The following is a 23,506-nucleotide window of genomic DNA, read 5'->3' as shown; positions in this document are numbered from 1 at the left end:
TGCGCCGCAAGCCCGGCGGGATGCCGTCGGGCTCCTGTCAGGAAGGACCCGCCGTCTCCTCGCGTTGAGGTCTCCTGGCCGTCCGACGAGGGACTTTCGGCACTGCGCGTTCTCACCGGCAAGACGTAATGTTCGAGATAAGGGGTCTCGTCGTGCGACATCGCCCCTGTGGATGGTCTTTCCGGGGGCATCGGCGTCGACATGGTGGTCCTGCCTGCCGGATCGGCGCGGTGGGGTGACCATCGTGGTACGGCCACGGCGAAATCTCAGACGCGTCATCGGCATGGCCGGCGCGCCCGTGTGGAAGGAAGATGACATCGTCTCCTGTCCCCCGGGTGAGGATCCGACATACGAGAAGCCAGGGACAAAGGGGGACGTCCCATGAACGCAGTTGTGACAGAGTCGCTGGAACCGCTCATCGCCGGGCTGCGCTCTCGTGGCTTCACCGTCGTCGGGCCGACGACGCGGGACGGGGCTGTTCGGTTCGCCGAAATCTCCTGCGCCGCGCAGCTACCCGCAGGGCGAGGTGACGAGCAGCAACCCGGCCGCTACCGGCTGACCGAGCGGCACGACGCTCTGGTGTTCGGTTTCGCCGCAAGCCCCGATTCGGCCAAACGCTATACCCAGCCGCCCCGGCAGAGCCTGTTCCGGATGCGTGAGGGGACGGTGGAGGAGGCGGAGGCCGAGGCACCTCGTATCGCCCTGCTGGGCGTGCGCGCCTGCGATCTGGCCGCGATAGCCGTGCAGGACCGGGTGTTCCTCGGCGGCAGGCATCCCGATCCGGCCTACCGCAAGCGGCGCGAGGCGATGCTGCTCATCGCGGTGAACTGCGCGGTGCCCGGCGGCACCTGCTTCTGCGTCTCCATGGGCACCGGGCCGAAAGCCACCGCCGGGTTCGACCTGGCGCTCACCGAACTGAGCGACCCGCACCGCTTCCTGATCGAGACGGGAAGCGGGCGGGGAGCGGAGATCGTCACGACGATCTCGCATCGACCGGCCACCGGGGACGACATCTCGGCCGCCGAGGAGATCTCTCGCGTCGCCGCCACCCGGATGGGCCGCCAAGTGGATACCGACGGCATCCAGGAGCGCCTGGCCGGAGCCCATGACTCCCCACGCTGGGCCGAGGTCGCCTCTCGCTGCCTGGCCTGCACCAACTGCACGATGGTCTGCCCCACCTGTTTTTGCACCACGGTCGAGGACTCCAGTGATTTCACCGGCGGTGTCGCAGAGCGGACGGAGGTGTGGGACTCCTGCTTCACGCTGGACTTCTCCGAAGTCGGCGGCTCCTCCGTGCGCGGCTCGGGATCCGCCCGCTACCGACAGTGGCTGACCCACAAGTTCTCCACCTGGTTCGACCAGTTCGGCATGTCCGGTTGCGTGGGCTGCGGCAGGTGCATCACCTGGTGCCCAACCGGTATCGACGTCACCGAGGAGCTGGGATGCATCCTATGACGTCGGCGCCCTACCTGGTGCGTTCCCGCCGCCCGGACCGGGCCGACACGGTGACCTTGGCTCTCAAGCCGGTCGAGGGCCCGTGTCCGCCGTTTCTACCAGGTCAGTTCACGATGATCTACGCCCCTGGGGTCGGGGAGATACCGGTCTCGATCAGCGGTCGGGCCCGCTCCGGCGGCTATGTGCAGACGATCCGCGCCGTGGGCGCGGTCAGCGGGGCGTTGTGCCGCACCCGGCGCGGTGACGTGGTGGGGGTGCGCGGGCCGTACGGCACGGCGTGGGATCTGTCGGCGGCAGCGGGTCTGGACGTGGTCGTGGCCGCGGGTGGGCTCGGCTTGGCCCCGCTGCGGCCGGTCATCCGAGAGCTGGCCGCTCACGGCTCCCGGTACGGTCGCATCAGCCTGATCGTCGGCACCCGCACGCCCGCGACCCTGATCTACCCCGGTGAGCTGGCCCGCTGGCGCGACAGGGACGGCATCGACGTCCAGGTCACCGTGGACCACCCCGACCTCGCGTGGAAAGGGCCGGTGGGCCTGGTCACGCGGCTGATCGACCGGATCGTCTTCGAACCCCGCCGCACGTTCGCCTTCGTCTGCGGTCCCGAGATCATGATGCGCGCGACCGCGGCCGAGCTGGTGCGACGGGGGGTTTCGGCCGCACGGGTGATGCTGTCGGTGGAGCGCGACATGAAGTGCGGCGTCGGCCGCTGCGGCCACTGCCAGCTCGGCCCACTGCTGACCTGCCTCGACGGTCCGGTGCTGAGCTACGAGCGGGCCGCCGGCCTGCTGGCCGTGAGGGAGCTGTGATGGCCGGGCCGGCGGCCACGGCCGGGCGCCCGCGGCTGGCGGTGTGGAAGTTCGCCTCCTGCGACGGCTGCCAGCTCACCTTGCTGGACTGCGAGGACGAGTTGCTGTCGGTCGCCGCCGAGGTGGACATCGCCTACTTCCTGGAGGCTTCGAGCGCGGTCGGGCCCGGGCCCTACGATCTGTCGCTGGTCGAGGGGTCGATCACCACCCCCGACGACCTGCGGCGGATCCGACATGTGCGACGCGTGTCCAAGCGTCTGGTGACGATCGGTGCCTGCGCGACCGCGGGCGGCATCCAGGCGCTGCGCGACTTCGCCGAGGTGCGCGAGTTCGCCGCGATCGTCTACGCCCGGCCCGACTACATCGCTACCTTGGAACGCTCCACACCGATCTCGGCCCACGTGCCGGTCGACTTCGAACTGCGCGGCTGCCCCATCGACAAACGACAGCTGCTGGAGGTCATCTCGGCTTTCCTAGCCGGCCGGCGCCCCTTCGTACCCGCCCACAGCGTCTGCGTGGAGTGCAAAGCCCGCGGCAACGTGTGCGTCATGGTGGCCCACGGCACACCCTGTCTCGGCCCGGTCACCCAGGCCGGTTGCGGAGCGCTCTGCCCGGCGTTCAACCGGGGCTGCTACGGCTGCTTCGGCCCGATGGAGAGCCCCAACGCCCGGGCGCTCAACGCGCAGTTACGAGAACTCGGCATGAGCACCCCCGAACTGGTGCGCGTCTACCGGACGTTCAACGCCACCGAAGAACCCTTCCGCCAGGCCGCCGAGGAGGCCGAAAGTGACACATAAGTCGATCAGGATCGGCGGGCTGACCCGCGTGGAGGGCGAGGGGTCACTGCTGGTGCGTGCCCGCGACGGCCGCGTCACCGACGTGGAGCTGAACATCTATGAGCCGCCGCGCTTCTTCGAGGCGCTGCTGCGCGGAAGGGATCACACCGAGCCGCCCGACATCACCGCCCGCATCTGCGGCATTTGTCCGGTGGCCTACCAGATGAGCGCCTGTCAGGCCATCGAGGCGGCCTGCGGGATAGAGGTGACCGGGCCCCTGCGGGACCTGCGGCTGCTGCTGTACTACGGCGAGTGGATCGAGTCGCACGCCCTGCACATCTGCCTGCTGCACGCCCCCGACTTCCTCGGCTATGACAGCGGCGTGGCCATGGCGGCCGACCACCGCCACCTGGTGGAGCGGGGGCTGACGTTGAAGAAGGCCGGCAACGAACTGGTGGCAGCTCTCGGCGGCCGGGCGATTCACCCGGTCAACGTGCGGGTGGGCGGCTTCTACCGGGCGCCCGCCCGCGCCGAGCTCGCGCCGGTCGCCGAACGGCTGCGCCGAGCCCGCGAGGAGGCACTGGCGACGGTGGAATGGGTGGCCGGGTTCGACTTTCCCGACGTGGAGCACGACTACCGCTTCCTCGCGCTGCACCACCCGGCGGAGTACGCCATCCTGTCCGGGACGATCGCGGTGAGTGACGGGACCGGATTCGCGGCAGCCGACTGGCCCGCCCACATCGTGGAAGAGCAGGTTCCGCACTCCACCGCGCTGCACGCGCGGCTCGACGGGACCGCCGGCTATCTGGTGGGCGCTCTGGCGCGCTACGCCCTGAACGGGCGGCAGCTGTCCCCGCTGGCCCGGTCGGCGGCCGAAGCCGCCGGGCTCGGCCCCGTCTGCCGTAACCCGTTCCGCAGCATCGTGGTCCGGGCGGTGGAGATCCTGCACGCCTGCGACGAGGCGATCCGGATCATCGAGGATTACACCGAACCGCAGGCGCCGTCCATACCGGCCGAGCCCCGTCCCGGAGTCGGTCACGGGGTCTCGGAGGCTCCGCGGGGCACGCTCTACCACCGCTACCGGATCGACGGCGCGGGATTGATCGCCGAGGCCGACATCGTGCCTCCGACCTCGCAGAATCAGGCTCGCATCGAGATGGATCTGCGTCATCTCGTCGAGCCCCGCCTCGACTTGCCGGAGGCGGAGCTGGCGGCGCTGTGCGAGCGGGCGGTACGCAACCACGACCCGTGTATCTCCTGCTCGGCCCACTTCCTCCACCTTCACCTGGACCGTTGAGATCGATCCAACCCGGGAGGGATCATGCACGCCCCTATCGTCATCGGGATCGGCAACGACTTCCGAGGGGACGACGCCGCAGGGCTGGAGGCGGCCCGACTGCTGCGCGGCATGCTTCCCCCGGAGGTTCCCGTGATCGAGAACGAGGGAGACCCGGCCGAGCTGATCGAGGCGTGGACCGGCGTGGACCTTGTGATCGTGATCGACACGGCGATTTCCGGCGCGCCCCCGGGCGCAGTGGTCCGGCACACCGTCCTCGGTTCTTCTCCCGCACAGGGGGACGCTCCGCAGCCGCCCCCCACCACCATCCAGTACGCCAGCTCCCACGCTCTAGGCGTCGTCGATGCGGTCGCCCTCGGCCACGCACTCGGCCGTCTGCCTCGTGAACTCGCGCTCTACACCATTGAGGGCGCCGACTTCGGGCTCGGAGCCCCGATGACGCCCGCCGTACGGCATGCCGTCGAAGAGACCGTCGCGACCATAGCCGATCTCGTCCCGCAGAGCTCAGTACGGCTCCGCCCCTCCTAGGATGGAACGACGGCGACGGAGCAAGACGCGTGCCTGACCAGCGATCCAGTGATCATACCGAGATGGCCCGTGCGGCGTGCCGTCCGGCCCGTGCCCGCGACGATGAGAGTGGCCTCGGCGCAGGCTGCCCTCAACGCCTCATTCGGCGCACTCATGGTGAGGGCGACATCGGCGGAGACCTCTGGGTACTTCTCCTGCCACGGTGCGAGACGTTCGTTCAGCCGCTCCTGGCAGGCCCGGCTTGAGTCGTCGGGATCGGGCAGGGACGCCATGGCGACGCCCCACGTCAGAAGGCGCGGATGACCTGCGTGTATTACGCGCAGGCGCAGATGCCGCAGAGCCGCCTCATGGAAGGCGAAGTCGAGCACCTCGTCAGCCGTGGTGTTCATGAGGCCCAGAACGACGGGACCCGGGTGCAAGGGCACGGACAGGGGGCCTGCCCCTCGTACGATGATCACCGGCGAGCGCGCATGGGCCGCGACGGTGGCGGTAACGGAACCGAACACAGACCGGGCCGGAAAGCTCAGTCCCCGACAGCCGACCACGACGAGTTCCGCGCCGGCCGACAACTCGACGAGCCGCTGCGCGGCAGAGCCTCCGTAAAGATCGGTCGCCACCTCGGCGATCATGCTGCACGCGCGGGCGCAGTCGGCTCCGTGGTGCAGAACGTGCTCGGCGGCTTCGCGGAGATGAAGCTTGGCTCCGCCGTCGACCTCCCTGTATGGCCACCGCCACGCGTGGGTGAGGGTCAGCGGAAGTTTTCTGAGTTCCGCCTCGTCCATCGCCCAGTCCAGGGCCTGCATGGAGAAATCCGAGCCGTCATAGCCGATGACGATCTTGCGAGATTCCTTCATGGTTATCGCCTCGGTTCCATGGTCGGTGATGCCCGGATTGGTCAGTAGGGCGAAACGTCTCTGTTCACTGGGGACCTCCGACCTTTTTTCGTTAGAGCCGGGCACATCGGCGAGTCATCTGCGCCGCGGTTCAACGAGGTCGCGGGCGACCTGTGGTCGGGGCGAGCACCGGCCTGACCGGAGAGGGCTGCCTGCGATCAGGCGCTGTCTGCGACGGCGATGACGACAAGGGGACAGGCGGCGTGGTGGAGCAGCGAGTGGCTGACCGACCCGAGGAGCATCCCGGCGACGTCGCTGCGCCCGCGTGATCCCACCACCAGCAGGCCGGCGCCCATGGAGACTCTCAACAGGACCTCCACCGGATGTCCTCGTTCGACGTGTTCCACGAGTTTGACTCCCGGGGGATGCTCTCCCTGGCTGGTGAGCGCCCGGGCCAGCAGGAGCCGTTCCGCACCGGCCTGATCGGTCGGGGCCGATGTGCTCTCAGGCCGGCACCCGGCGGTGGATTCGCTCCAGGCGTGGACTGCGCGTAGGTCGGCGCCGCGCAGGTCGGCCTCGGTGAACGCGAACTCGATCGCGGCGGCACCGCCTGGGGAGCCGTCGACACCGACGACGACCTCGTTGCGCGGCTGCGTGCGCATCCTGCGGATGACGGCCACGGGGCAGGTGGCCTGGCCGGACACGCCCAGCGCGACCGAGCCGAGCAGCAGCCCGCCGAAGCCGCCCAGCCCATGGCTGCCGACCACCAGGAGGTCGGCGTCCTTGGAGGCCCTGATCAGACTGAGCCGGGGATCTCCCCGCAGCAGTTCGGACTCCACCTCGGCCCCGCGCCTCTCGTCGCGCGCCTGCCGCAGGGCGTCCGCCAGCACAGAGGCGGCACTCTGGCGCATCCAGCGGCCCACGTGGGCATGAGGCGCGTCATCGGGTAGCTCATACGCCCACGCAGGCACAACGTGCACGATGCGCACCTTGACGCCGCGCATGTCAGCTTCGCGCATCGCCCAGCTCACAGCAGCCAAGCCGCCCGGTGAACCATCGACTCCAACGACGATCATGAGATTTTCTGCCTTGGTCGAACCGCGGCTGATGGGCGTGAGCGGACGGTCAGCGGCTCACGCCGACGGCTCGTCAGGCCTGCCGTACGAGGCCGGTGGTCACGAGTTGACCACCGCCACCGGGCTGTGGGCGTGGTGCAGCACGCCTCGGCTGACGGAGCCCAGCAGCACCGAGCCGACCGCCCCCATCCCCTTCGAGCCCACGACGACCAGGTCGGCCCTGGTCGAAGCATCGGCCAGAGCCTCGACCGGATGCGCGCTCCGAACGTCCTCCACCACCTCCACCTCGGGAAACTTCTCCCGCCAGGCAGCGAGCTTGTCTCGCACCATACGCTGGTGGGAACGGTGAACCTCTTCTATGTCGGCGGGGATCTCCGGTATGAGGCCGTACACCGGCCGCTGCCAGGCGTGGACGGCGCGCAACGCGCAGCCGCGCAGTTTGGCCTGCTCGAAGGCGTAGGCCAGCGCGGGCTCGCATTCGGCGGAGCCGTCGACACCCACGACGATCTCACCGTGCGGCTCGCCGGCATCCGCCCTGACGACCACGACGGTGCCGGGCACATGACCGGCCACGTGGAGGACCATTGAGCCCAGCAGGGCGCCGACGAAGCCGCCCAGGCCGCGGCTGCCGATCACGATCTCGGTGGCCGTGCCGGCCTGCTCCCGCAGAACCTTGGCCGGTGATCCCTCGATCAGTTCGGTCCTCACCCGGACGTCCGGCCGGTATTCCGTGACCACGGTGATCGCTTCGACGAGCACCTGCTCGCCGGCGCGCGCCGCGAGCTCGGCCCAGTCGGGCGGCGGGAACGCGGCGACGCCATACGGCCAGCGCTCCACGACGTGGACGATCTGCAACGGCAACCCTCTGCGGGCGGCGTCATCAGCCGCCCATTTCACGGCCGCCATGGCGGCGGGCGAGCCGTCCGTCGCAGCGGTGATCGATTCGGTCATGACGTGTTCCTCTCGCTTCTGCTGCGCTTCCATCCGACCGCAGCGTCGGCGTTTTCCCCAGGGGCGATCGTCCCGGCATGAACAGGACCTTCGCCCTTTCCCCCGGCGGAGAGTCCGGTCACGTGGCTGAGGATTCTCCGGCGCCGCGGCCGATCAGGCGCGCCACCGCACCGCCTTTCCCGCCGATCGCGTTCGGGCGCCTGCTCCGTCCGGAGGATTACGCCGGCTCCGGAGCCGGCCTCTTCGGACGGACGGCGACGGGACAGTGGGCGTGGTGAAGGACGCCGTGGCTGACCGAGCCGAAGACGGCGGAGGCGAGCAGGCCGTGGCCGCGGGATCCGACGACGGTTCGCACCTCGAACGCGCCGTCTGCACCCAGGACCCGCCCGCCGGCCAGAGCATGCGCCAGCACTACGGCACGACGCTGAGCCTACGAGTCGCCGACAGCAAGGGGTCATGCACCCCGTAGTCGCCCTCTTTCGTACACCCGCATGCCGCCCGGCCGCTATGTCAGCCCGGCCGCCGGTCTCTTCACCACAGCGGTGGCCGTGCCGGAGCCGATGGTCGCCACCGTGGGCGACATCGCCGGCCTGCGGTCGCGCCGCCCCCGGAGCGCCGGCGGCGAGGTGCCCGGCGCCGACGTCGACGATGTCGACGCGCTCCCCCATGCGAAGTGGTCGGCGGTGGCGGCCTAGCTGAAGGCGGGCACGGCCGTCACCACCCGCCGCGCCCGCCTGACCGACGTCGCCGCCCTCCTACGCTGGCTGGACGCCGAGCTGCCCGGCGTCGACCTCCTGCAGGTGAGCGAGGATCACCTGACGCACTACCGCGACGGCATCGGCACCGGATCGGCCCGCGCCGGCCTGGCCCGGCCGGGGGTTGCGCTGACTCCGGCCACGGTGGCCCACCGCCTGTCGAGCCTGTACGGCTACGCGCTGCGCCGACGTCTCACCGCGGTCAACCCGGTCAACCTGGCCGATCCGGTCGAGCGGCCCGAGGTCTCCATCGTCGGTACTACTCCGGCCCGCACCGTGGAGGAGGCCACCGCCCTGGTCGACGGCGCCGAGACCATCAGTGCCGCCTACCCGGCCGATGCCGCAGCCGTGGCGCTGCTCAGCGTGTGCGCGATGTGCGTCGGCGAGTTGGTCGCCCTCACCGTCTCCTCGGTGGCCGCCGACGCCGGCCATCACACGGTGATCCTGTTTCGCCGCAAGGTCGACCGCATGCCGATCCCGCCCCGGGTGCGCGCCCTGCTGCAGCCGCTCCTCGATGACCGCTCCCCGAGTGAGTCGCTGTTCGTCCAGGCCGATGGCTAGTGCTGTGACCGGGATGGTTCACCAGGTTGCGGCCCGCGGTGGTGGGTGCCGGCCCGGTTGGATGTGAGGCAACGACGAACCATCGACAGGTGGAGGCGCGGTGGCAGAGCCCGTTCGAGTCCGCAGGCTGACCGATCAGGAGGGGCAACGGCTGCAGCAGATCGTGCGCCGGGGCAGCACCAGCTCGGTGCGCTACCGGCACACGATGATGCTGCTGGCCTCGGCAGGTGGGAACCGAGTGCCGGTGATCGCCAAGCTGGTGCAGGCTGATGAGGACACAGTGCGCGACGTGATCCACCGGTTCAACGAGATCGGGCTGGCCTGTCTGGACCCTCGGTGGGCGGGAGGCCGTCCCCGCCTGCTCAGCCCTGACGACGAGGATTTCGTCGTGGCGACGGCCACCACCCGCCCTGCCAAACTCGCCCAGCCCTTCACCCGCTGGTCGTTACGCAAGCTCGCCGCCTACCTGCGCCGTGTCCACGGCCGGATGATCCGCATCGGCCGCGAGGCTCTGCGCTGCCTGCTCGCCCGCCACGGCATCACGTTCCAGCGGACCAAGACCTGGAAGGAGTCCAGCGACCCCGAGCGCGACAGCAAACTGGACCGCATCGAGCATGTCCTTGAGCACTTCCCCGACCGCACCTTCGCGTTCGACGAGTTCGGCCCGCTGGGTACCCGTCCCACCGGCGGGGCCTGCTGGGCCGAACAAGGCCACCCCGACCGGGTCCCGGCGACCTACCACCGCACCCACGGAGTCACCTACTTCCACGGCTGCTACTCGGTCGGCGACGACACCCTGTGGGGTGTCAACCGCCGCCGCAAAGGCGCGGCCAACACCCTCGCGGCCCTGAAGTCGATCCGGGCCGCCCGCCCGGACGGCGCCCCGATCTACGTGATCCTGGACAACCTCTCCGCGCACAAGGGCGCCAAGATCCGCGCCTGGGCCCTGAAGAACCGGGTCGAGCTGTGCTTCACTCCGACCAACGCCTCCTGGGCCAACCTTATCGAGGCGCACTTCGGACCGCTGCGGCAGTTCACCCTGGCCAACTCCCACCACCTCAACCACACAGTGCAGACCCGGGCCCTGCACCGCTACCTGCGCTGGCGCAACGCCCACGCCCGCCACCCCGACGTACTCGCCGCACAACGCCGAGAACGCGCACGCATCCGCGGCGAGAAGGGCATTCGCTGGGGCGGACGCCCCCTCGCACCCGCAGCCTGAGTCGCCCCACACGCGGAACACCGCACATTTGCTCCGTCACCGACCGAGGCGCCCGTCACCGTTGCGGGCTTCGGCGAGTTCAGCGCGGAGTCGGCCACGGGTGCGCATCAGGATCTTCCCGAGCATGTTCTTGCCGGTCCCGGTCCGGCCACGACCCCAGTAATGATCGGTGGTGGTGTCCTCGACGATCTCTTCGTCACCGGTGGACAGCAGAATCTCACGGATGGCGGCATGCGCACGGAACTTGGTCGCCACCGCGCGGCGCATCACGTCGTCCTTGACCCGCTCCCAGTCCCTCCGTAGAGGTTTGGACGAATCACGGCCCAGTTCGGCTGCCCGCAGTGGCGTGCGAGCACGCCGGACGAGATCGGCGTGGCGGGTGCCTGCGAACTTCTGCGCCTGGAAGTAGTGCTCTGAAGTGGGCCACCACAACCCGTCAAGGTCGAAGCCATGATCGGAGAAGTTCGAGAAGCATCCGTACGGGACCTCGTCAGCACCGTAGAAGTAGATCGTCATGAGAACCTCACGGGAGTAACTGAAACCCGCACAGTGTCAGACACACTCCCACCGCCCGCAATCAGTTTTCCCGTCCCGGCTGGCCCCTCATCACACCTGCCAAACCGGTGAACCTTCCCGGTCACAGCACTAGCCGTTCGGCCGCTGGCCGACGTCCAAAGCTGCTCGGGCACGCCCCCCGGTCACCACCCAGCGCTACAACCGCGGCCGCCGCAAACTCGACTCCCACGCTGCCTACCAGATGGCCTCCATCCTCGGCGGAGATGCCTGATAGAGAACACCACGCCGACGCCAGGCGTGCAGGAGGCGCTTACCACGATCGCGCAGGCGGCTCCAACCTGCGGGTGCGCTCCTCGGGCATCGTGCACGAAGTCGCGATGACCAAGTGGTTCGCCGACGAGCGCATGCCCGGCCCGGCCTGCATAGCCGGCGTCAGCGGCTGGGATCCCGCTGCGGCGCACCCCGACCGAGGCCCGGTCACCTGCCGCCGATGCCTGAAACTCACCAACCAGATACCCGCCGGCGAGCAGCTGGAGCTGTTCACCTTCGAGCCGGACCGACCCCGGCCGGGCACACAGCGGGTGGTGGCGCCTGACCACCGAGGTCGTTGTCCTGCGTGCGCGGGCACCACGTCGTTACGCTGACCCGATCCCCCGGCAGGTCACCGCGAAGGACGCGCACCATGGTGGCACCACAGGAGGAACCGACCTGGCAGCCGATCAGCATGCTGGCCATGTTGACCGCGCACGTCGAGGACGGCGTGACCATGGTGCGCGAGCAGCACGCCACTCTGAAAAAAGGCCACGCCACGCCCTACGTCCTCGATGACGCCACCGTCACACAGGTCAAGCGGTCTTCACCCAGACCGCTGAGGACAACGAGCTGTTGCCGAGCAGGGCTGGCGCTGGGCCGCCCTCGACGTGAGCGCCGAGCAACGCTGCGGTGTCGAGCGCTACACCGCCCTGTCGAACAGATGCAGGCCGAAACACCGTGATCCTCGCCATCGCCGACGAGCTGGTAAAGGGAACGATCGAGACGGTGCTCGCCAAGAGCGCCCTGGAGCTCGACATCGTGGTGCTCCTCGGACCATTCATCCCCGACGAACAGCATCCGGTTCCTCCTTCACCAGACGGCCGATGTAAGCCCTCCAGGAGAACCATCTCGCCCTAATGGATCAGTGCTCACGAGCACCCTCCCGGCCACCGGCCAGGGGCACGATCTGATCTTAGGGCTCAACGACCCGGAGGCAGTCAGTGCTCACCTGGCGGCGGCTTACCGAACCGAGTCTGCCTGACCAGGCAGAACACTCTCGATTCACCCTGTTAGAGGTGGATTCGTTGGATTTTCCGCGATTATTACCGGGGCCCGGAGAGCCATCGGTGCCGGCGATTACGGATCTGTTCATGACGGGGCTCCTCAGACGTCAGTATGTCAGGCGGTCCAAGCGCCCTGGATGTGGTTGCGGACCGATACGGGTTCAGCGATCATGGCTGATCCCGGCCGCTCCTCCTATGATCATCGGCCGGGCCGAAACCACGTCCCCCTGTGATCGCCGCCACTGGCGGCCTCAGGTTTGACGGATCTGCTCGGCGAGGACGTCCAGCCTGCCCGCACCGGCTTTTGGCGCCTGCCGTCGGAAAGCAGGAGGAAGCCGCTCATCGTGGGCTGCTCCGGGCCTGAATCGCCTTGTGCAGCGTATCGGCCGCCACGACTGCGGGCACGGCCAACGCCGCCAGTGCCCAGCCCGCGGGTGGAGGGAACGATCCGCCGAGCAGGCCGGTCAGCGGCGGGATACCGAGGAAGACCAGCAGTATCACGATCTCGATCGCGACCGCCCACAGCAGGAGAGGATTACCCGCCCATCGCAGGCGCCCAACCCAGCTGGTCTCGCTGCGGCAAGCGAAGGCGTTGGCGAGCTGACCGAGAACCACGGCGGCGAAAGCCGTGCCGGAGGCCGCAGCGAGCAGTTCCGGTGACGGCTCGGCGCCGAACACCCACCCGCCCAGCGCCAATACGGCCCCGAAGCCGGCCATCTCCATAACGGCTTCCGCGGGCCCGAGGATCCCGAACACCCGGTGGACCAAGCGGCGGTCCACCAGCGAACCTGCCCGCGCGGGACCGTGCATAGTCTGTGGGTTGGGTGGTTCGGCACCCAGGGCGAGGGCGGGCAGCAGATCGGTGCCGATGTCCAGGGCGAGCACCTGCAGCACGGTGAGCGCGAGCGGGATCGTGCCGCCGCTGAGCGCCCAGACGGCGAATGGGGTGAGCTCGGCCACGTTGTCGGTCAAATGGTAGGTGAGGAACCTGCGGATGTTGGCGTAGGTGGCCCGTCCGAGCTCCACCGCTGTGACAATGGTTCCGAAATGATCATCTAGCAGGACCAGGTCCGCCGCCTCGCGGGCAACATCGGTACCAGAGGCCCCCATGGCCACCCCGATGTCGGCTTCGCGTAGCGCGGGTCCGTCGTTGACTCCGTCCCCGGTCATCGCCACCACGTGCCCGCGCCCGCGTAACGCACGGGCGATGCGCAGCTTGTCCTCCGGCGTCACCCTGGCGATCACGACTCCGTCGCGGTCGACCAACGCGCCGAGGGCGTCATCGGTCCCGGGCAGCTCGGCGCCGATGACCACGGTCCCCTCCGGCCCGAGCAAGCCGACCTTTTCCGCGATCGCGCGGGCCGTACCGGGATGATCTCCCGTGATCATGGCCAGCTTGATTCCCGCCAGGCGGCATCTTTCGATAGCCTCCGCCACATCTTCACGAGGCGGGTCCTCCAGACCCACGAGGCCGAGAAGGGTCAGGTCCCGCTCCGCCTCAGCCATGGTGGCACCCGCCGGAGCGGTCCGGCGGGCGACGGCCAGGACGCGAAGCCCGTGCCGGCTCATGTCCTCCAGCGCCTGCTCCGCCTCCCCTGTGGCCGTGCACAGCGGCAAAACCGAGTCCGGGGCGCCCTTGACGTGAAGCACGCCGTCGGCGATCGCCGAAGCGCGACGGCGGGCGGAATCGAACGGGAAGCGTCTGGTGACCGCCGCGTCCTCACTTGATCCGGCACGCAGTGCCAACGCGTGCAGGGCGACCTCCATGGGGTCGCCTACCGGCTTCCAGCGGCCGTTCGTATACACCAGTCGGCCAGTCGAGCTGAGCACGGCAGAACGCATGATCTCGGCAGCGGACACCGGCCGGGCGAGGTCGAGGACGCCGGCGGGGGTCCACACCTGCACGACGGTCATTTCATTGCGGGTGAGGGTTCCGGTCTTGTCCGCGCAGATGAACGTGGTCGAGCCGAGCGTCTCCACGGCCTCCAGGCGGCGGACCAGGGCCTTTCGGGCGGCCATTCGCTGCGCCGCCCGGGCCAGCGACAACGTGACCGTGGGCAGCAGCCCCTCAGGGACCAGCGCCACCGTGACCCCGAGTGCGAACAGGAAACCCGCAGAAGGGGCCATGCCAAGCATCAGGGCCAGGGTGAAGAACATCGCTCCGACACCGACCGCGATCACGGCGACCACCTTGACAACCCGCCCGAGCTGGCGAGCGAGCGGACTCGGCGGCCGGGTCGCGCTCCGGGTGAGCGCGGCCACACCGGCCAACCGGGTGCGCGGCCCCGTGGCTGCCACGACGGCGACCGCCTCCCCTTCGACCACGAAGGTGCCCGCAAAGACCGCCGTCCCCTCGTGAGGTCGTGTCGGGACGCTCTCTCCCGTCAGCATCGACTCGTTGACCGCCAGTGCGTGCACCTCGACGAGCCCTAGATCTGCCGAGATCCGATCACCCGCCTCCAGCAGCACGATGTCGCCCACGACCAGATCCGCGGCGTGCACCATCATGCGGCGTCCGTCTCGGACGACCCTCACCTCGGCGGGGATCAGTTCCCGCAGGCGCTGCCCGGCCTTGTCCGCGCGATATTCCTGGACGAAGGCGAACGCTCCGTTCAGCACCACCACCACGACGATGGCCAGTGCCAGCTGAGGCATACCCGCCAGAACCGCCAATCCCGCCGCCACCCACAGCATCAGCGCGAAGAAGTGGACCATCTCCCGGAGCAGCAGCATGGCCGCCGACACCCGCCGACCAGTCGGCAGCATGTTCGCTCCTCCGCCAGCGAGGCGCCGCGCCGCCTCCGCGGAGGTCAGACCCGACCGCACCGGGGACATAGTCGACATGCCTTCACGCTGCCGAGCGGAGTCATCGCCGATATAGAGGAGACCGTCACACAGGAGGGGGACCTTCGGCTCTGTCGGCGTCGTCGTAAGGCATCGACAGTGGATGAGAAAGGCATGCGCACATGAGGACAGGCACTCGACGGTGAGCGCAAGGTAACAAGCGCCGCGAACACGGCGCAGCGATACGAACAATCGTTCGGTGGGAGGTTCTTCCCATGGAAGCCAAACAGTGGACCGTGCAGGTTTACATCACCGAAGAGGGCGACGACACTTCCGCCCGGGCAGTGCTATCCACTAGGGACAAAACTCACATAACCGGGGTGGGACACGCACGTCGCAACCCCGTCGATCAGTCGGCACCTGAGATCGGCGACGAGCTCGCGGCCGCCCGTGCGCTGATCGATCTGGGGAACAGGCTGCTCATCGTTACCTCGGAGGACATCGTTCAGTTCACCGGGCCCACCTCATGGTGAAGACCTCTCACGTCACACAGGCGGGGCGGTGCGACCGGGGCATCGGTGCCCGGGCGGAACGGAAAAGGAAGAAAAAGGGGAAGAACCATGAAAGCAGAGGTCGGAGACCGCTTGATCGTTGAAAGCACCCACCTGGGGGAGTCACGCCGGATCGGCATCATCACCGCGTTACACCACGCCGACGGTTCGCCGCCCTATGACGTGCACTGGCTCGACCAGGAACACGATGTCATGATCTTTCCAGGGCCGGACGCCCACATCGAGCGTCGGCGCGCGGAACCCGGGACATCATGATCGGAGTACCGGGACGATCACACCGTTCCCGCGACGGTGACAAATGAGCCGGTCGCCTTGGTGATCCGCTCGCCACCCAGGCGGTTTCGGGCACTCGCTCAGGCGCCGCCGCTCCGCTCGACGGCGACTCCACCCGGCTGCAGCGGCAGACGACGGCCGGTTACCTGCCGAGCCGTCAGGCGGACGAACACCGGCTCGGCCGCGGTTATCCAGGTAGTAGGCAGCTCCTCCAGGTGTCGCATTTGGTCGAGGTCGGTGACGATTTCGCCGAAGCCGACCAACAACACGCTCCAGCCCACGCGTAGTGCGGGTTCAATGTCGTCAGCTTCGAACGACAGGAGGCCGCCTCGGTGCACAACGTCAATTTTGCCTCCTGGCGAGGACTTGAACACGACACCATCGCGGTCCACCACGAAGTTGACCGGCAGCACCACCACCTCACCGCTCGGGGCCGACCATGCGACCCGGCCGACTCTGACGGTCCGCAGCAACGCCATACAGGTGCCGCGGTCCAGAACCTCGACCTGACCGCCACCTGTGGACGACGTCGTGTCCCTCGCATGCATCGTCGTGGCCTCCCCCCGGTGGCTCCTTCCCTGAAGGGCCACCCCAAAGAACGACTCAGGACCATTCTTCTTCATCTCCACCGTAACGGCCGGTGAAGATCGCGGGCTGCTGCGCACTCTTGGCGCGAACATGCCGATCTCGGACCTATCGCCCCTCATGCGATGCCGTCCAGACCGATAACCGCAGGCCGCTCAGCCTGCAACACGCTACCGACGACGTCACCGGCGATGGTCTCGTGTTCCACCAGGATCGCCGCGAGCCGGTCGAGAGCGCCGCGGTGGGCGCGCAGCAGGTCGATCGCGCGCTTCTCCGCCCCGCTGAGAAGCCGGGCCACCTCTTCGTCGATGATCTTCTGGGTCCGCTCGGAGTACGGCTTGCGCCGGAACTCTTCGGCGTCCTCGCCCAGATACTGAGAAGTGGCCGAGGAGTAGCCGACCGGGCCGAGCGCGGGCGACAGGCCGAAGTCACGCACCATACGAGTGGCGATCTGCGTGGCGGCCGCCAGGTCGTTGGCGGCGCCGGTGGAGCCTTCGCCGAAGACGACCAGTTCCGCGGCCCGGCCGCCGAGCCGTACGGCGAGCAGGTCGGCCAGATAGCTCTCGCTGTAGAGGTGCCGCTCGGCCTCGGGCAGTTGCTCGGTGACGCCGAGTGTCAGACCGGCGGGAAGGATGGTCACCTTCGCGACCGGGTCGGCATGCTCGCACAACGTGGCGAGCAGCGCATGCCCGGATTCATGCACGGCCACCGCGTGGCGCTCTTGCGGGAGCAGAGCGTTGGAGGTCTCCCGGCGGCCCAGCAGTACCCGGTCGCGTGCCGCGTCGAGGTCATGGGCGTCGATGGTCGTACGGCCCGCCCTGACGGCGTTGATGGCGGCCTCGTTGACGAGGTTGGCCAGGTCCGCGCCGGAGAATCCCGGGGTGCCACGGGCGATCACCCCGAGATCGACGTCCGGGGCCAGATGCTTCCCGGCCGCGTGAACGGCCAGGATCGCCGCCCGCTCGACCTGGTTGGGCAGCGGCACAGTCACCTGCCGGTCGAAGCGGCCGGGGCGCAGCAGGGCCGGATCAAGGGTCTCGGGCCGGTTCGTCGCGGCCAGGACGACGATTCCGCTGCTCTGATCGAAGCCGTCCATCTCGGCCAGCAGTTGGTTGAGCGTCTGTTCGCGTTCGTCGTTGCCGCCGGTGACCGCTCCGCCCCGCCGGCCGCCGATGGCGTCGATCTCGTCGATGAAGACGATGGAGGGCGCGCGTCTGCGTGCTTCGTCGAAGAGGTCACGGACCCGCGAGGCGCCCACACCGACGAACATCTCCACGAACGCCGAACCGGTGACCGACAGGAACGGCACGGCTGCCTCACCGGCCACGGCGCGGGCGATGAGCGTCTTTCCCGTCCCCGGAGGGCCCACCATGATCACGCCTCGGGGTGGTTTCGCGCCCGCCGCCGCGTACCGCTCGGGGGCCCGCAGGAAGTCCACGACCTCGCTGATCTCCTGCTTGACACCGTCATAACCGGCGACGTCGCCGAACCGGGTAGTCGGCCGCTCCGCCTCGATGATTTTCGCTCGTGACCGGCCGAACCCCCCGAGACCACCGGCCAGGGACTGCTGCGCCTTCCGTCCGCTCCACATGAACAGGCCGATCAGCAGCGCCAACGGCAGGAAGCTGATCAGGATCGACCCCAGGGAGCCGTCGGACCGGGTCGCGGTGATCTGAACATGATTGGACTGAAGCTGAGCGTCCAGCCGGCCGACGTTGAGGGCTGTGGGAATCTGGGTGGTGAACCTCGCGCCATCCTTCAGGTCGCCGGACACCGCACCCTGATCATCGACCGTCACCGCCTTGACCTGCCCGGTGTTCACCTTCGTCACGAAGTCGCTGTAGGAGTACGGCGTGGCCGCCGACCCGGTGAACATGACGGGTATCAGCAGCCACAACAGGAAGATCGTCATCGCCGCCGGCAGCAGCCAACTCCGCCAGTTGGGAGGCGGCGGTGTCGCCGGCGGAGGTGGGGGCTCATTCGGTGGTCCTGGCTTCGCTTTACCCGTCGCATGCCGGCCGCGCAGTCGAATTCGCGTGATCATCAGCCGGTCTCCCCATCGGTTTCCCTGCTCACCGCCAGCTTTCAACCACACGACAGAGGCGCAGCAGGGCCGAAAGACCCGAAGACCAGGCCGGAAGGCCCCTCTCACGGGCCGGCACCCCCGTCCGGTCATCGATACGGTCTGTCACGGTCCGCCCGATTCACCAGCCATGACCAGGGGAGAAATCAGACATGGGGAGTCTGTCCCACTCACCTGAGCCGGCATTGGAAACGGGCGCCATCCGTCCATTCCGGTCTCGATCGCCTGGACGGCGGACCCGGACATGGAGGCATCGTCGATGAGACCATGGGCGCAGATCAAGGAGACGCACATCGGCGTCGTGCTCCTCCTCGGGGATCACGCTTTCAAACTCAAGAAACCGGTGAACCTCGGCTTCGTGGACTTCACCACCCGGCAGGCCCGGGAGATGAGCTGCCATGAGGAGGTGGAACTGAACCGGCGGCTGGCTCCGGATGTCTACGAGGGAGTCGCCGACGTGCTCGGCCCGGACGGGCAGGTCTGTGAGCATCTCGTCGTGATGCGGCGCATGCCCGAAGAACGCCGCCTCGCCGCCATGATCGATTCGGGGAAACCGGTCGAGGAACACCTGCGACAGATCGCCCGGATGGTCGCGAGCATGCACGGACGCTCCCGCCACAGCCCCCAGATCGACCAGCAGGGAAGCGAGCAGGCGCTACGTTCACGGTGGAGCGCGAGCTTCGATCAGGTCCGGGCGCTTCCCGAGCCGGTCCTCGGCCCCGAGATCGTCGGGGAGATCGAACGGCTCACGCTGCGCTTCCTCGACGGCCGTGATGCCCTGTTCACCGTCCGTGCCGATGAGGGCCGCATCGTGGACGGCCACGGCGACCTGCTCGCAGAGGACATCTTCTGCCTGGACGACGGACCGCGGATTTTGGACTGCCTGGAATTCGACGAACGACTGCGCTTTGTCGACGGCCTTGACGACGCGGCCTTCCTGGCCATGGACCTGGAACGGCTGGGAGCACCGCGGCTGGCGGAGGTGTTCTTGCACCACTACACCGAGTTCACCGGCGACCCCGCCCCGCCCTCGCTGTGGCATCACTATGTCGCCTACCGAGCTTTCGTCCGCGCCAAGGTCGCCTGCTTCCGACAGGGGCAGGGAGACTCCGGTGCGGCCGGGGAGGCTCGCCAGTTCGCCGAGCTCACACTGCGCCACCTGCGGGCAGGCACGATAACCCTGATCCTCGTCGGCGGAGCCCCGGGAACCGGCAAATCGACCCTGGCCGCCGCCCTCGCCGACCGTCTCGGTTACACATTGCTGAACAGCGACCGCGTCCGTAAGGAACTGGCCGGCATCTCGCCTGACCAGTCCGCCTCCGCTCCCTTCGGCGAAGGCATCTACACCCATGAGCACACCGAACGCACCTACGACGAGTTGCTGTCGCGAGCCGGGAAGCTGCTTGAGCATGGCGAGCCGGTCATCCTCGACGCTTCATGGGGCGACGCCGGGCACCGGGCAGCGGCCGAGCGCCTCGCCCAGCGCACCTCCAGCGACCTGGTGGCCTTGCACTGCACCGCTCTGCCGCAGGTCGCCGCCGAACGCCTCGCCCGCCGTACCGGCGCCGTCTCAGACGCCGATCAGGCGATCGGCGCGGCCGTGGCGGCGAGGATGGCCCCTTGGCCCGACGCGGCCGAGATCGACACCAGCGCCTCCCCGGAACAGGCATTGCAGCGGGCGTTGACCGTGATCAACGCTTCTCCGGCCCCTGTTTCCTGGCGGTTCCGACGCCCTCAGATGGAACCCGGCTGATCATCTGCATCATTCAGGTAAAGCTGAACCCAGTGAAAACGTGCGAATACCTTGGCTCATAGGGCTGCCGGGCGCAGAACTCACACGCGCCGCCATGGAGACTCGGGGAATCACCGATTGAACTTCCCGCTGGGCCAGGCAGCGCAGCTAGGCCAGCGGCACGCTCCACATCAAGCAGGTGCCGCCCCCTGGGCGAGATTCGACCGTGAAGGAGCCGCCGAGGCGTTCGGCTCGCCCCTGGAGGTTGCGCAGCCCGCTGCGCCGACCGCCCTCCGACGCCCCCACCCCGTCGTCGAGCACGGTGAGGATGAGCCGATCCTCATCCACCTCGACCACCACCTCGACCTTGGCCGCCCTGGCATGACGCACCACGTTGGACAACGCCTCCCGCAGCACGGCCAGCGCCTGCTCGGCGACCTGGTCCGGCACCATGATGTCGAGCCGGCCCTCCATGGTCAGGCCCGGCATGAAGCCCAGGTGGCCTCGGGCGCCCTCTACCAGCCCTACGATCTGCGCACGCAGTCCCTTCTCACCGTCTTCCGAAGAGATCTGCAAGGCGAAAATGGTTGAACGAATCTGCCGGATGATCGCATCCAACTCATCGATCGACATCTGTAACCGCGACGACGCCTCCGGCCGCTCGACCGTCCGCACCGTGCTCATCAACGTCATCGCCACCGCGAACAGCCGCTGGATCACCACGTCATGCAGATCCTTGGCGATCCGGTCACGATCTTCCAGCAACCCCAGCCGCTCGGCGTCCATCCGGCTCTCGGCCAGTTCCAACGCAATCGCCGCCTGCCCGGCGAAGGCGTGCAACATCCGCAACTCCGCCTGGCTGAAAGGCAACCGTCCTGAGCGCTTGCCCAGCGACAACACCCCGCGCACGCTGCCCGCCGCGCCGATCGGCACCGCGGCCACCGGACCCAGCGCGGCATAGTCCGCGATCGCGATCGGCACTCCGGCCTCGGCCGGATCGGCCACCATCAACGGCTCACCCTTGGTGAACGCCCGCCCCGCCAAAGAGTCGGCGACCGGCGCCTGCGCACGGACCACTTCCCCACAAGCCAACCCCTCAGCGATCATCACTTGCAAGATGCGCCTGCTGTCATCGGGCAGCAGCACCGCCACCACATCGGCGCTGACCATCTCCCGCGCACGCCGGGCGATCAAGGTCAGCACCTGCCCTGGCTCGGCCCCTGACAACAAGCTGGTCGTCACGTCGGAGGAGGCCTGCAGCCACCGTTCCCGCCGGCGGCTGTCGGCGTACAGCCGGGCGTTTTCGATGGCGACACCCGCTGCCGCGGCCAGCGCGGTGACGATCGCCTCGTCCTCGGCGTCGAACTCCCCTCCCCCGCGTTTCTCGGTGAGGTAGAGGTTGCCGAACACCTCCTCGCGCACCCGGATCGGCACGCCGAGAAACGCCCCCATCGGGGGATGCCCCGGCGGGAATCCATATGACTCGGGATGATCCCTGATGTGGGCCAGCCGCAACGGCTGCGGCTCCTTGATCAGCAGGCCCAGCAGGCCCAAGCCGTGCGGCCAGTGCTCGATCCGGGCAATCTCCTCCTCCGTCAGCCCCACCGGGACGAACTGCACCAGCGTTTTGTGCTCCCCCACCGCACCCAGCGCCCCGTAGGTGGCGTCGACCAGCGTGGTGGCGGCCCGCACGATCCGGCGCAGCACCGTCTCCAGGTCCAGATCACTGCCTACTGACACGACCGCGTTCAGCAGCGCGTGCACCCGGTCCCGGGTGCCCAGCACGGCCTCCAGCCGCACCTGCAGCTCCGACAACAGCTCATCCAGCTGCATGTTCGGGAGCAATGTGCTGGGCTCAATCTGTGCCATACCTATGAGTTGCGCATTCGAACATTTGAATGCCCATCCCGACACTGAGCAGGCATTCAAACGTTCGAATGCCGACCATTTCAGGAGAGGACCTCTGACTTCTGCCCCGCCGATCCCGATGGCGGCGAGATGAAGGGGTAAGGAGCCCAGCGAGAACTGAGTGGGCAGAGCATCCCCATCGTCCGGAACTCGGGCGGACGCGAAGCCACGCACGCCATCGACCGGGCCCATATGCGTGTGAGGAGGTTCAGCGATGCGCGTTGAGGTCAAGGATGTCATGACCATGCAGGTGGCGTCGGTCAACGGCAGTACTCCGTTCAAGGACGCCACCGAGGCGCTCATCGCTCACAGCGTCAGCACACTGCCCGTCGTCGACGGCGACGGCCTTCTCGAAGGCATCGTCAGCCACCATGACCTGTTGAAGGTCTTCGTCCGCCGGGACGCCGACATCGCCGACGAGGTGTGCGAGGAGATCCTGCAGCACACCCTGTGGGAGCAGCCCAACGACGCCACCGCCCCAGAGGATCGTCACACTGACCGGGCGCATGCACCGGCGCAGTGACGCCCAGCTCGCGGCGCGGATGGCCGGCCGGGTGAACGGGGTCGTCGATGTGATTGACAAACTGGAGTGGGACCAAGACGACACCCCGGTCTGGAGAGGGCGGTAAAGATACCGGCTCGCCACGGTGTGGCGGAGCTATGCGAGCTCGTCGGAGAATACGACCGAATCGTCGGCCCGTGTCCAGCCCAGATACCCCGACAGCTATAACCTCACATACATATATATAAATGATTATATGGGCATGCAAGCGGGCGGAATCGGATGGGTTCTCGTCTGATCGTCGTGGTCGTAGATGGCGTCGACCTCCAGGTCCACCACTCCCTCGATCCGGCGGCCGGCTTCAGCGAGCTGGGCGGCCTGTGAGCGTCTGGTCAGCCTGACCCCGACGCGCACCGCACCATCGTCCACGGTGATCGCCAGCGTCCGCGTATCCAGGTGCAGGCGTGCGATGGCCGCGGCCACATCCGCCAGGATGTCAGGCGCCCACCTGTCGAGGACCTTCAGCAGGTCGACCTGGTGAACGGTGCCGGTGATCTTCCCGCTGGTGGGGGCAACCACCGGTAACTGCTTGATCCGGTGATCGTGCATCAGCCGGGCCGCCTCCCTGATCGGGGTTTCCGCAGTGACCGTCAATGCCGGACTGGTCATGATCTCCTGAGCGGTCAACCCGGCAACTCTCTCTGGCTCGTGCTGTCGCCGGCGGCCCTCGAAAAGGGGCTCGCCGTAAGAGGTGCCCGTCTCCTTCAACAGCAGATCGTCTTCCGACACCATCCCGATTACGTGTCTGTCGGTGTCGATCACGGCGACGGCGCTCACCTTGAAGCGGCGCATGGTCGCCACCAACTCGGTGAACGTCGCTTGCCGGTGAACCGCGATGGCCACCACACCCATGACGTCTTTCACCTGCGTCACCATGAGCTGTTCCCCGGCTTTCTCCTCGATGAGGATGTTCTG

At 68.1% G+C, this 23,506-nt stretch carries 27 protein-coding genes; 17 read left to right on the top strand and 10 right to left on the bottom strand.

All coding sequences use genetic code 11. The annotated features are described in order from the left end of the window. Window positions 1–381 precede the first annotated feature (381 nt). From J2S55_RS37550 to J2S55_RS37530, 5 genes are read left to right on the top strand one after another with little or no spacing between them, the layout of a single operon-like run. Complete coding sequence (locus J2S55_RS37550; protein ID WP_306870967.1) at window positions 382–1,455, top strand: 4Fe-4S dicluster domain-containing protein; 1,074 nt, start codon at window positions 382–384, stop codon at window positions 1,453–1,455. After that, the gene (locus J2S55_RS37545; RefSeq protein ID WP_306870965.1) at window positions 1,443–2,261 is read left to right on the top strand and encodes an FAD/NAD(P)-binding protein; all 819 of its coding nucleotides are present in this window, start codon (window positions 1,443–1,445) and stop codon (window positions 2,259–2,261) included. Before J2S55_RS37550 ends, J2S55_RS37545 begins: the two co-directional genes overlap by 13 nt. Continuing rightward, on the top strand, window positions 2,261–3,058 hold the full coding sequence (locus J2S55_RS37540) for an NADH-quinone oxidoreductase subunit B family protein (protein ID WP_306870963.1): 798 nt from the start codon (window positions 2,261–2,263) through the stop codon (window positions 3,056–3,058). Before J2S55_RS37545 ends, J2S55_RS37540 begins: the two co-directional genes overlap by 1 nt. Next, the gene (locus J2S55_RS37535; protein ID WP_306870961.1) at window positions 3,048–4,334 is read left to right on the top strand and encodes a Ni/Fe hydrogenase subunit alpha; all 1,287 of its coding nucleotides are present in this window, start codon (window positions 3,048–3,050) and stop codon (window positions 4,332–4,334) included. The genes J2S55_RS37540 and J2S55_RS37535 overlap by 11 nt, the downstream gene beginning before the upstream one ends. Before the next feature lie 24 nt (window positions 4,335–4,358). Then, entirely contained in the window at window positions 4,359–4,862 is a 504-nt protein-coding gene (locus tag J2S55_RS37530; RefSeq protein ID WP_306870960.1) for a hydrogenase maturation protease, read from the top strand. Here the strand turns inward: J2S55_RS37530 and J2S55_RS37525 are convergent. The 4 genes from J2S55_RS37525 to J2S55_RS37510 all read right to left on the bottom strand — a co-directional run bounded on the left by J2S55_RS37525 (window position 4,859) and on the right by J2S55_RS37510 (window position 8,044). Then, window positions 4,859–5,716 (bottom strand): universal stress protein, encoded by an 858-nt coding sequence (locus J2S55_RS37525; protein WP_306870958.1) that lies wholly within the window; start codon window positions 5,714–5,716, stop codon window positions 4,859–4,861. The two genes, J2S55_RS37530 and J2S55_RS37525, sit on opposite strands and share 4 nt — an antisense overlap. Before the next feature lie 197 nt (window positions 5,717–5,913). Next, entirely contained in the window at window positions 5,914–6,771 is an 858-nt protein-coding gene (locus J2S55_RS37520; RefSeq protein ID WP_306870955.1) for a universal stress protein, read from the bottom strand. Between the two features lie 99 nt (window positions 6,772–6,870). Beyond that, a complete protein-coding gene (locus J2S55_RS37515; RefSeq protein WP_306870952.1) occupies window positions 6,871–7,722 on the bottom strand; it encodes a universal stress protein in 852 nt (283 codons plus the stop codon). 217 nt (window positions 7,723–7,939) lie between these two features. After that, complete coding sequence (locus J2S55_RS37510; protein ID WP_370879807.1) at window positions 7,940–8,044, bottom strand: universal stress protein; 105 nt, start codon at window positions 8,042–8,044, stop codon at window positions 7,940–7,942. On the opposite strand from J2S55_RS37510, the gene J2S55_RS37505 reads away from it, so the two are divergent. The 4 genes from J2S55_RS37505 (at window position 8,009) to J2S55_RS37490 (ending at window position 10,260) form a co-directional block, all read left to right on the top strand. Then, window positions 8,009–8,191, top strand: a complete 183-nt coding sequence (locus tag J2S55_RS37505) for a hypothetical protein (protein WP_306875926.1) — start codon at window positions 8,009–8,011, stop codon at window positions 8,189–8,191. The genes J2S55_RS37510 and J2S55_RS37505 overlap by 36 nt on opposite strands. Before the next feature lie 22 nt (window positions 8,192–8,213). Then, entirely contained in the window at window positions 8,214–8,417 is a 204-nt protein-coding gene (locus tag J2S55_RS37500) for a hypothetical protein (RefSeq protein WP_306870951.1), read from the top strand. Window positions 8,418–8,522: 105 nt separating this feature from the next. Next, a complete protein-coding gene (locus J2S55_RS37495; RefSeq protein WP_306870950.1) occupies window positions 8,523–9,038 on the top strand; it encodes a site-specific integrase in 516 nt (171 codons plus the stop codon). A 100-nt stretch (window positions 9,039–9,138) separates the two neighbouring features. Continuing rightward, on the top strand, window positions 9,139–10,260 hold the full coding sequence (locus J2S55_RS37490) for an IS630 family transposase (protein ID WP_306870948.1): 1,122 nt from the start codon (window positions 9,139–9,141) through the stop codon (window positions 10,258–10,260). Between the two features lie 36 nt (window positions 10,261–10,296). Here J2S55_RS37490 and ybiA read toward each other — a convergent pair whose 3' ends face one another. Further along, window positions 10,297–10,776, bottom strand: a complete 480-nt coding sequence (ybiA, locus tag J2S55_RS37485) for a riboflavin biosynthesis intermediates N-glycosidase (RefSeq protein WP_306870943.1) — start codon at window positions 10,774–10,776, stop codon at window positions 10,297–10,299. A gap of 263 nt (window positions 10,777–11,039) precedes the next feature. On the opposite strand from ybiA, the gene J2S55_RS37480 reads away from it, so the two are divergent. Genes J2S55_RS37480 through J2S55_RS37470 form a run of 3 tightly spaced genes read left to right on the top strand, consistent with a single transcriptional unit; the run spans window position 11,040 to window position 11,946 of the window. Further along, window positions 11,040–11,420: a hypothetical protein gene (locus J2S55_RS37480; RefSeq protein ID WP_306870941.1), complete on the top strand. Its 381-nt coding sequence runs from the start codon at window positions 11,040–11,042 to the stop codon at window positions 11,418–11,420. 38 nt (window positions 11,421–11,458) lie between these two features. Next, complete coding sequence (locus J2S55_RS37475) at window positions 11,459–11,770, top strand: hypothetical protein (protein WP_306870938.1); 312 nt, start codon at window positions 11,459–11,461, stop codon at window positions 11,768–11,770. Further along, window positions 11,767–11,946 carry a hypothetical protein gene (locus J2S55_RS37470; protein ID WP_306870936.1) on the top strand — a complete coding sequence of 60 codons (180 nt, stop codon included), beginning with the start codon at window positions 11,767–11,769 and terminating at the stop codon, window positions 11,944–11,946. The genes J2S55_RS37475 and J2S55_RS37470 overlap by 4 nt, the downstream gene beginning before the upstream one ends. Before the next feature lie 485 nt (window positions 11,947–12,431). On the opposite strand, the gene J2S55_RS37465 is transcribed toward J2S55_RS37470, so the two are convergent. Further along, window positions 12,432–14,927: a cation-translocating P-type ATPase gene (locus tag J2S55_RS37465; RefSeq protein ID WP_306875725.1), complete on the bottom strand. Its 2,496-nt coding sequence runs from the start codon at window positions 14,925–14,927 to the stop codon at window positions 12,432–12,434. A gap of 224 nt (window positions 14,928–15,151) precedes the next feature. Here J2S55_RS37465 and J2S55_RS37460 point away from each other — a divergent pair, with 224 nt between their 5' ends. Both J2S55_RS37460 and J2S55_RS37455 read left to right on the top strand, forming a co-directional pair. Then, window positions 15,152–15,409, top strand: coding sequence for a DUF1876 domain-containing protein (locus tag J2S55_RS37460; protein WP_306870933.1), 258 nt, complete (start codon window positions 15,152–15,154; stop codon window positions 15,407–15,409). A gap of 87 nt (window positions 15,410–15,496) precedes the next feature. Continuing rightward, window positions 15,497–15,703 (top strand): DUF1918 domain-containing protein, encoded by a 207-nt coding sequence (locus J2S55_RS37455; protein ID WP_306870932.1) that lies wholly within the window; start codon window positions 15,497–15,499, stop codon window positions 15,701–15,703. A gap of 98 nt (window positions 15,704–15,801) precedes the next feature. On the opposite strand, the gene J2S55_RS37450 is transcribed toward J2S55_RS37455, so the two are convergent. Beyond that, window positions 15,802–16,344, bottom strand: a complete 543-nt coding sequence (locus tag J2S55_RS37450) for a pyridoxamine 5'-phosphate oxidase family protein (protein ID WP_306870929.1) — start codon at window positions 16,342–16,344, stop codon at window positions 15,802–15,804. A gap of 80 nt (window positions 16,345–16,424) precedes the next feature. Beyond that, window positions 16,425–18,350, bottom strand: a complete 1,926-nt coding sequence (ftsH, locus tag J2S55_RS37445) for an ATP-dependent zinc metalloprotease FtsH (protein ID WP_306870927.1) — start codon at window positions 18,348–18,350, stop codon at window positions 16,425–16,427. A gap of 298 nt (window positions 18,351–18,648) precedes the next feature. Here ftsH and J2S55_RS37440 point away from each other — a divergent pair, with 298 nt between their 5' ends. Further along, window positions 18,649–20,142 carry a bifunctional aminoglycoside phosphotransferase/ATP-binding protein gene (locus J2S55_RS37440; protein ID WP_306870926.1) on the top strand — a complete coding sequence of 498 codons (1,494 nt, stop codon included), beginning with the start codon at window positions 18,649–18,651 and terminating at the stop codon, window positions 20,140–20,142. Between the two features lie 147 nt (window positions 20,143–20,289). On the opposite strand, the gene J2S55_RS37435 is transcribed toward J2S55_RS37440, so the two are convergent. Beyond that, window positions 20,290–21,990 (bottom strand): sensor histidine kinase, encoded by a 1,701-nt coding sequence (locus J2S55_RS37435; RefSeq protein ID WP_306870925.1) that lies wholly within the window; start codon window positions 21,988–21,990, stop codon window positions 20,290–20,292. Between the two features lie 253 nt (window positions 21,991–22,243). On the opposite strand from J2S55_RS37435, the gene J2S55_RS37430 reads away from it, so the two are divergent. Both J2S55_RS37430 and J2S55_RS37425 read left to right on the top strand, forming a co-directional pair. Next, entirely contained in the window at window positions 22,244–22,552 is a 309-nt protein-coding gene (locus J2S55_RS37430; RefSeq protein WP_306870922.1) for a CBS domain-containing protein, read from the top strand. Next, complete coding sequence (locus tag J2S55_RS37425) at window positions 22,536–22,658, top strand: hypothetical protein (RefSeq protein WP_306870919.1); 123 nt, start codon at window positions 22,536–22,538, stop codon at window positions 22,656–22,658. The genes J2S55_RS37430 and J2S55_RS37425 overlap by 17 nt, the downstream gene beginning before the upstream one ends. A gap of 125 nt (window positions 22,659–22,783) precedes the next feature. On the opposite strand, the gene J2S55_RS37420 is transcribed toward J2S55_RS37425, so the two are convergent. Then, the gene (locus tag J2S55_RS37420; protein WP_306870916.1) at window positions 22,784–23,467 is read right to left on the bottom strand and encodes a CBS domain-containing protein; all 684 of its coding nucleotides are present in this window, start codon (window positions 23,465–23,467) and stop codon (window positions 22,784–22,786) included. Between the last annotated feature and the right edge of the window lie 39 nt (window positions 23,468–23,506).

Origin of the sequence: Streptosporangium brasiliense (assembly GCF_030811595.1) — a bacterium.
In the GTDB taxonomy this organism is placed as follows: Bacteria; Actinomycetota; Actinomycetes; order Streptosporangiales; family Streptosporangiaceae; genus Streptosporangium; species Streptosporangium brasiliense.
The sequence above is the reverse complement of the archived record's forward strand: the minus strand, read 5'-3'. Positions and strand labels throughout refer to the sequence as shown.

Excerpts from the sequence above, each read along its gene's own strand:
- J2S55_RS37460 (WP_306870933.1), top strand. The coding sequence starts at position 15,152 with ATGGAAGCCAAACAGTGGACCGTGCAGGTTTACATCACCGAAGAGGGC.
- J2S55_RS37475 (WP_306870938.1), top strand. The coding sequence starts at position 11,459 with ATGGTGGCACCACAGGAGGAACCGACCTGGCAGCCGATCAGCATGCTG.
- J2S55_RS37430 (WP_306870922.1), top strand. The coding sequence starts at position 22,244 with ATGCGCGTTGAGGTCAAGGATGTCATGACCATGCAGGTGGCGTCGGTC.
- J2S55_RS37515 (WP_306870952.1), bottom strand. The coding sequence starts at position 7,722 with ATGACCGAATCGATCACCGCTGCGACGGACGGCTCGCCCGCCGCCATG.
- J2S55_RS37525 (WP_306870958.1), bottom strand. The coding sequence starts at position 5,716 with ATGAAGGAATCTCGCAAGATCGTCATCGGCTATGACGGCTCGGATTTC.
- J2S55_RS37440 (WP_306870926.1), top strand. The coding sequence starts at position 18,649 with ATGAGACCATGGGCGCAGATCAAGGAGACGCACATCGGCGTCGTGCTC.
- J2S55_RS37550 (WP_306870967.1), top strand. The coding sequence starts at position 382 with ATGAACGCAGTTGTGACAGAGTCGCTGGAACCGCTCATCGCCGGGCTG.
- J2S55_RS37500 (WP_306870951.1), top strand. The coding sequence starts at position 8,214 with ATGCCGCCCGGCCGCTATGTCAGCCCGGCCGCCGGTCTCTTCACCACA.
- ftsH (WP_306870927.1), bottom strand. The coding sequence starts at position 18,350 with ATGATCACGCGAATTCGACTGCGCGGCCGGCATGCGACGGGTAAAGCG.
- J2S55_RS37540 (WP_306870963.1), top strand. The coding sequence starts at position 2,261 with ATGGCCGGGCCGGCGGCCACGGCCGGGCGCCCGCGGCTGGCGGTGTGG.
- J2S55_RS37455 (WP_306870932.1), top strand. The coding sequence starts at position 15,497 with ATGAAAGCAGAGGTCGGAGACCGCTTGATCGTTGAAAGCACCCACCTG.
- J2S55_RS37465 (WP_306875725.1), bottom strand. The coding sequence starts at position 14,927 with ATGTCCCCGGTGCGGTCGGGTCTGACCTCCGCGGAGGCGGCGCGGCGC.
- J2S55_RS37530 (WP_306870960.1), top strand. The coding sequence starts at position 4,359 with ATGCACGCCCCTATCGTCATCGGGATCGGCAACGACTTCCGAGGGGAC.
- J2S55_RS37545 (WP_306870965.1), top strand. The coding sequence starts at position 1,443 with ATGCATCCTATGACGTCGGCGCCCTACCTGGTGCGTTCCCGCCGCCCG.
- ybiA (WP_306870943.1), bottom strand. The coding sequence starts at position 10,776 with ATGACGATCTACTTCTACGGTGCTGACGAGGTCCCGTACGGATGCTTC.
- J2S55_RS37435 (WP_306870925.1), bottom strand. The coding sequence starts at position 21,990 with ATGGCACAGATTGAGCCCAGCACATTGCTCCCGAACATGCAGCTGGAT.
- J2S55_RS37520 (WP_306870955.1), bottom strand. The coding sequence starts at position 6,771 with ATGATCGTCGTTGGAGTCGATGGTTCACCGGGCGGCTTGGCTGCTGTG.
- J2S55_RS37480 (WP_306870941.1), top strand. The coding sequence starts at position 11,040 with ATGCCTGATAGAGAACACCACGCCGACGCCAGGCGTGCAGGAGGCGCT.
- J2S55_RS37420 (WP_306870916.1), bottom strand. The coding sequence starts at position 23,467 with ATGGTGACGCAGGTGAAAGACGTCATGGGTGTGGTGGCCATCGCGGTT.
- J2S55_RS37425 (WP_306870919.1), top strand. The coding sequence starts at position 22,536 with ATGCACCGGCGCAGTGACGCCCAGCTCGCGGCGCGGATGGCCGGCCGG.
- J2S55_RS37450 (WP_306870929.1), bottom strand. The coding sequence starts at position 16,344 with ATGAAGAAGAATGGTCCTGAGTCGTTCTTTGGGGTGGCCCTTCAGGGA.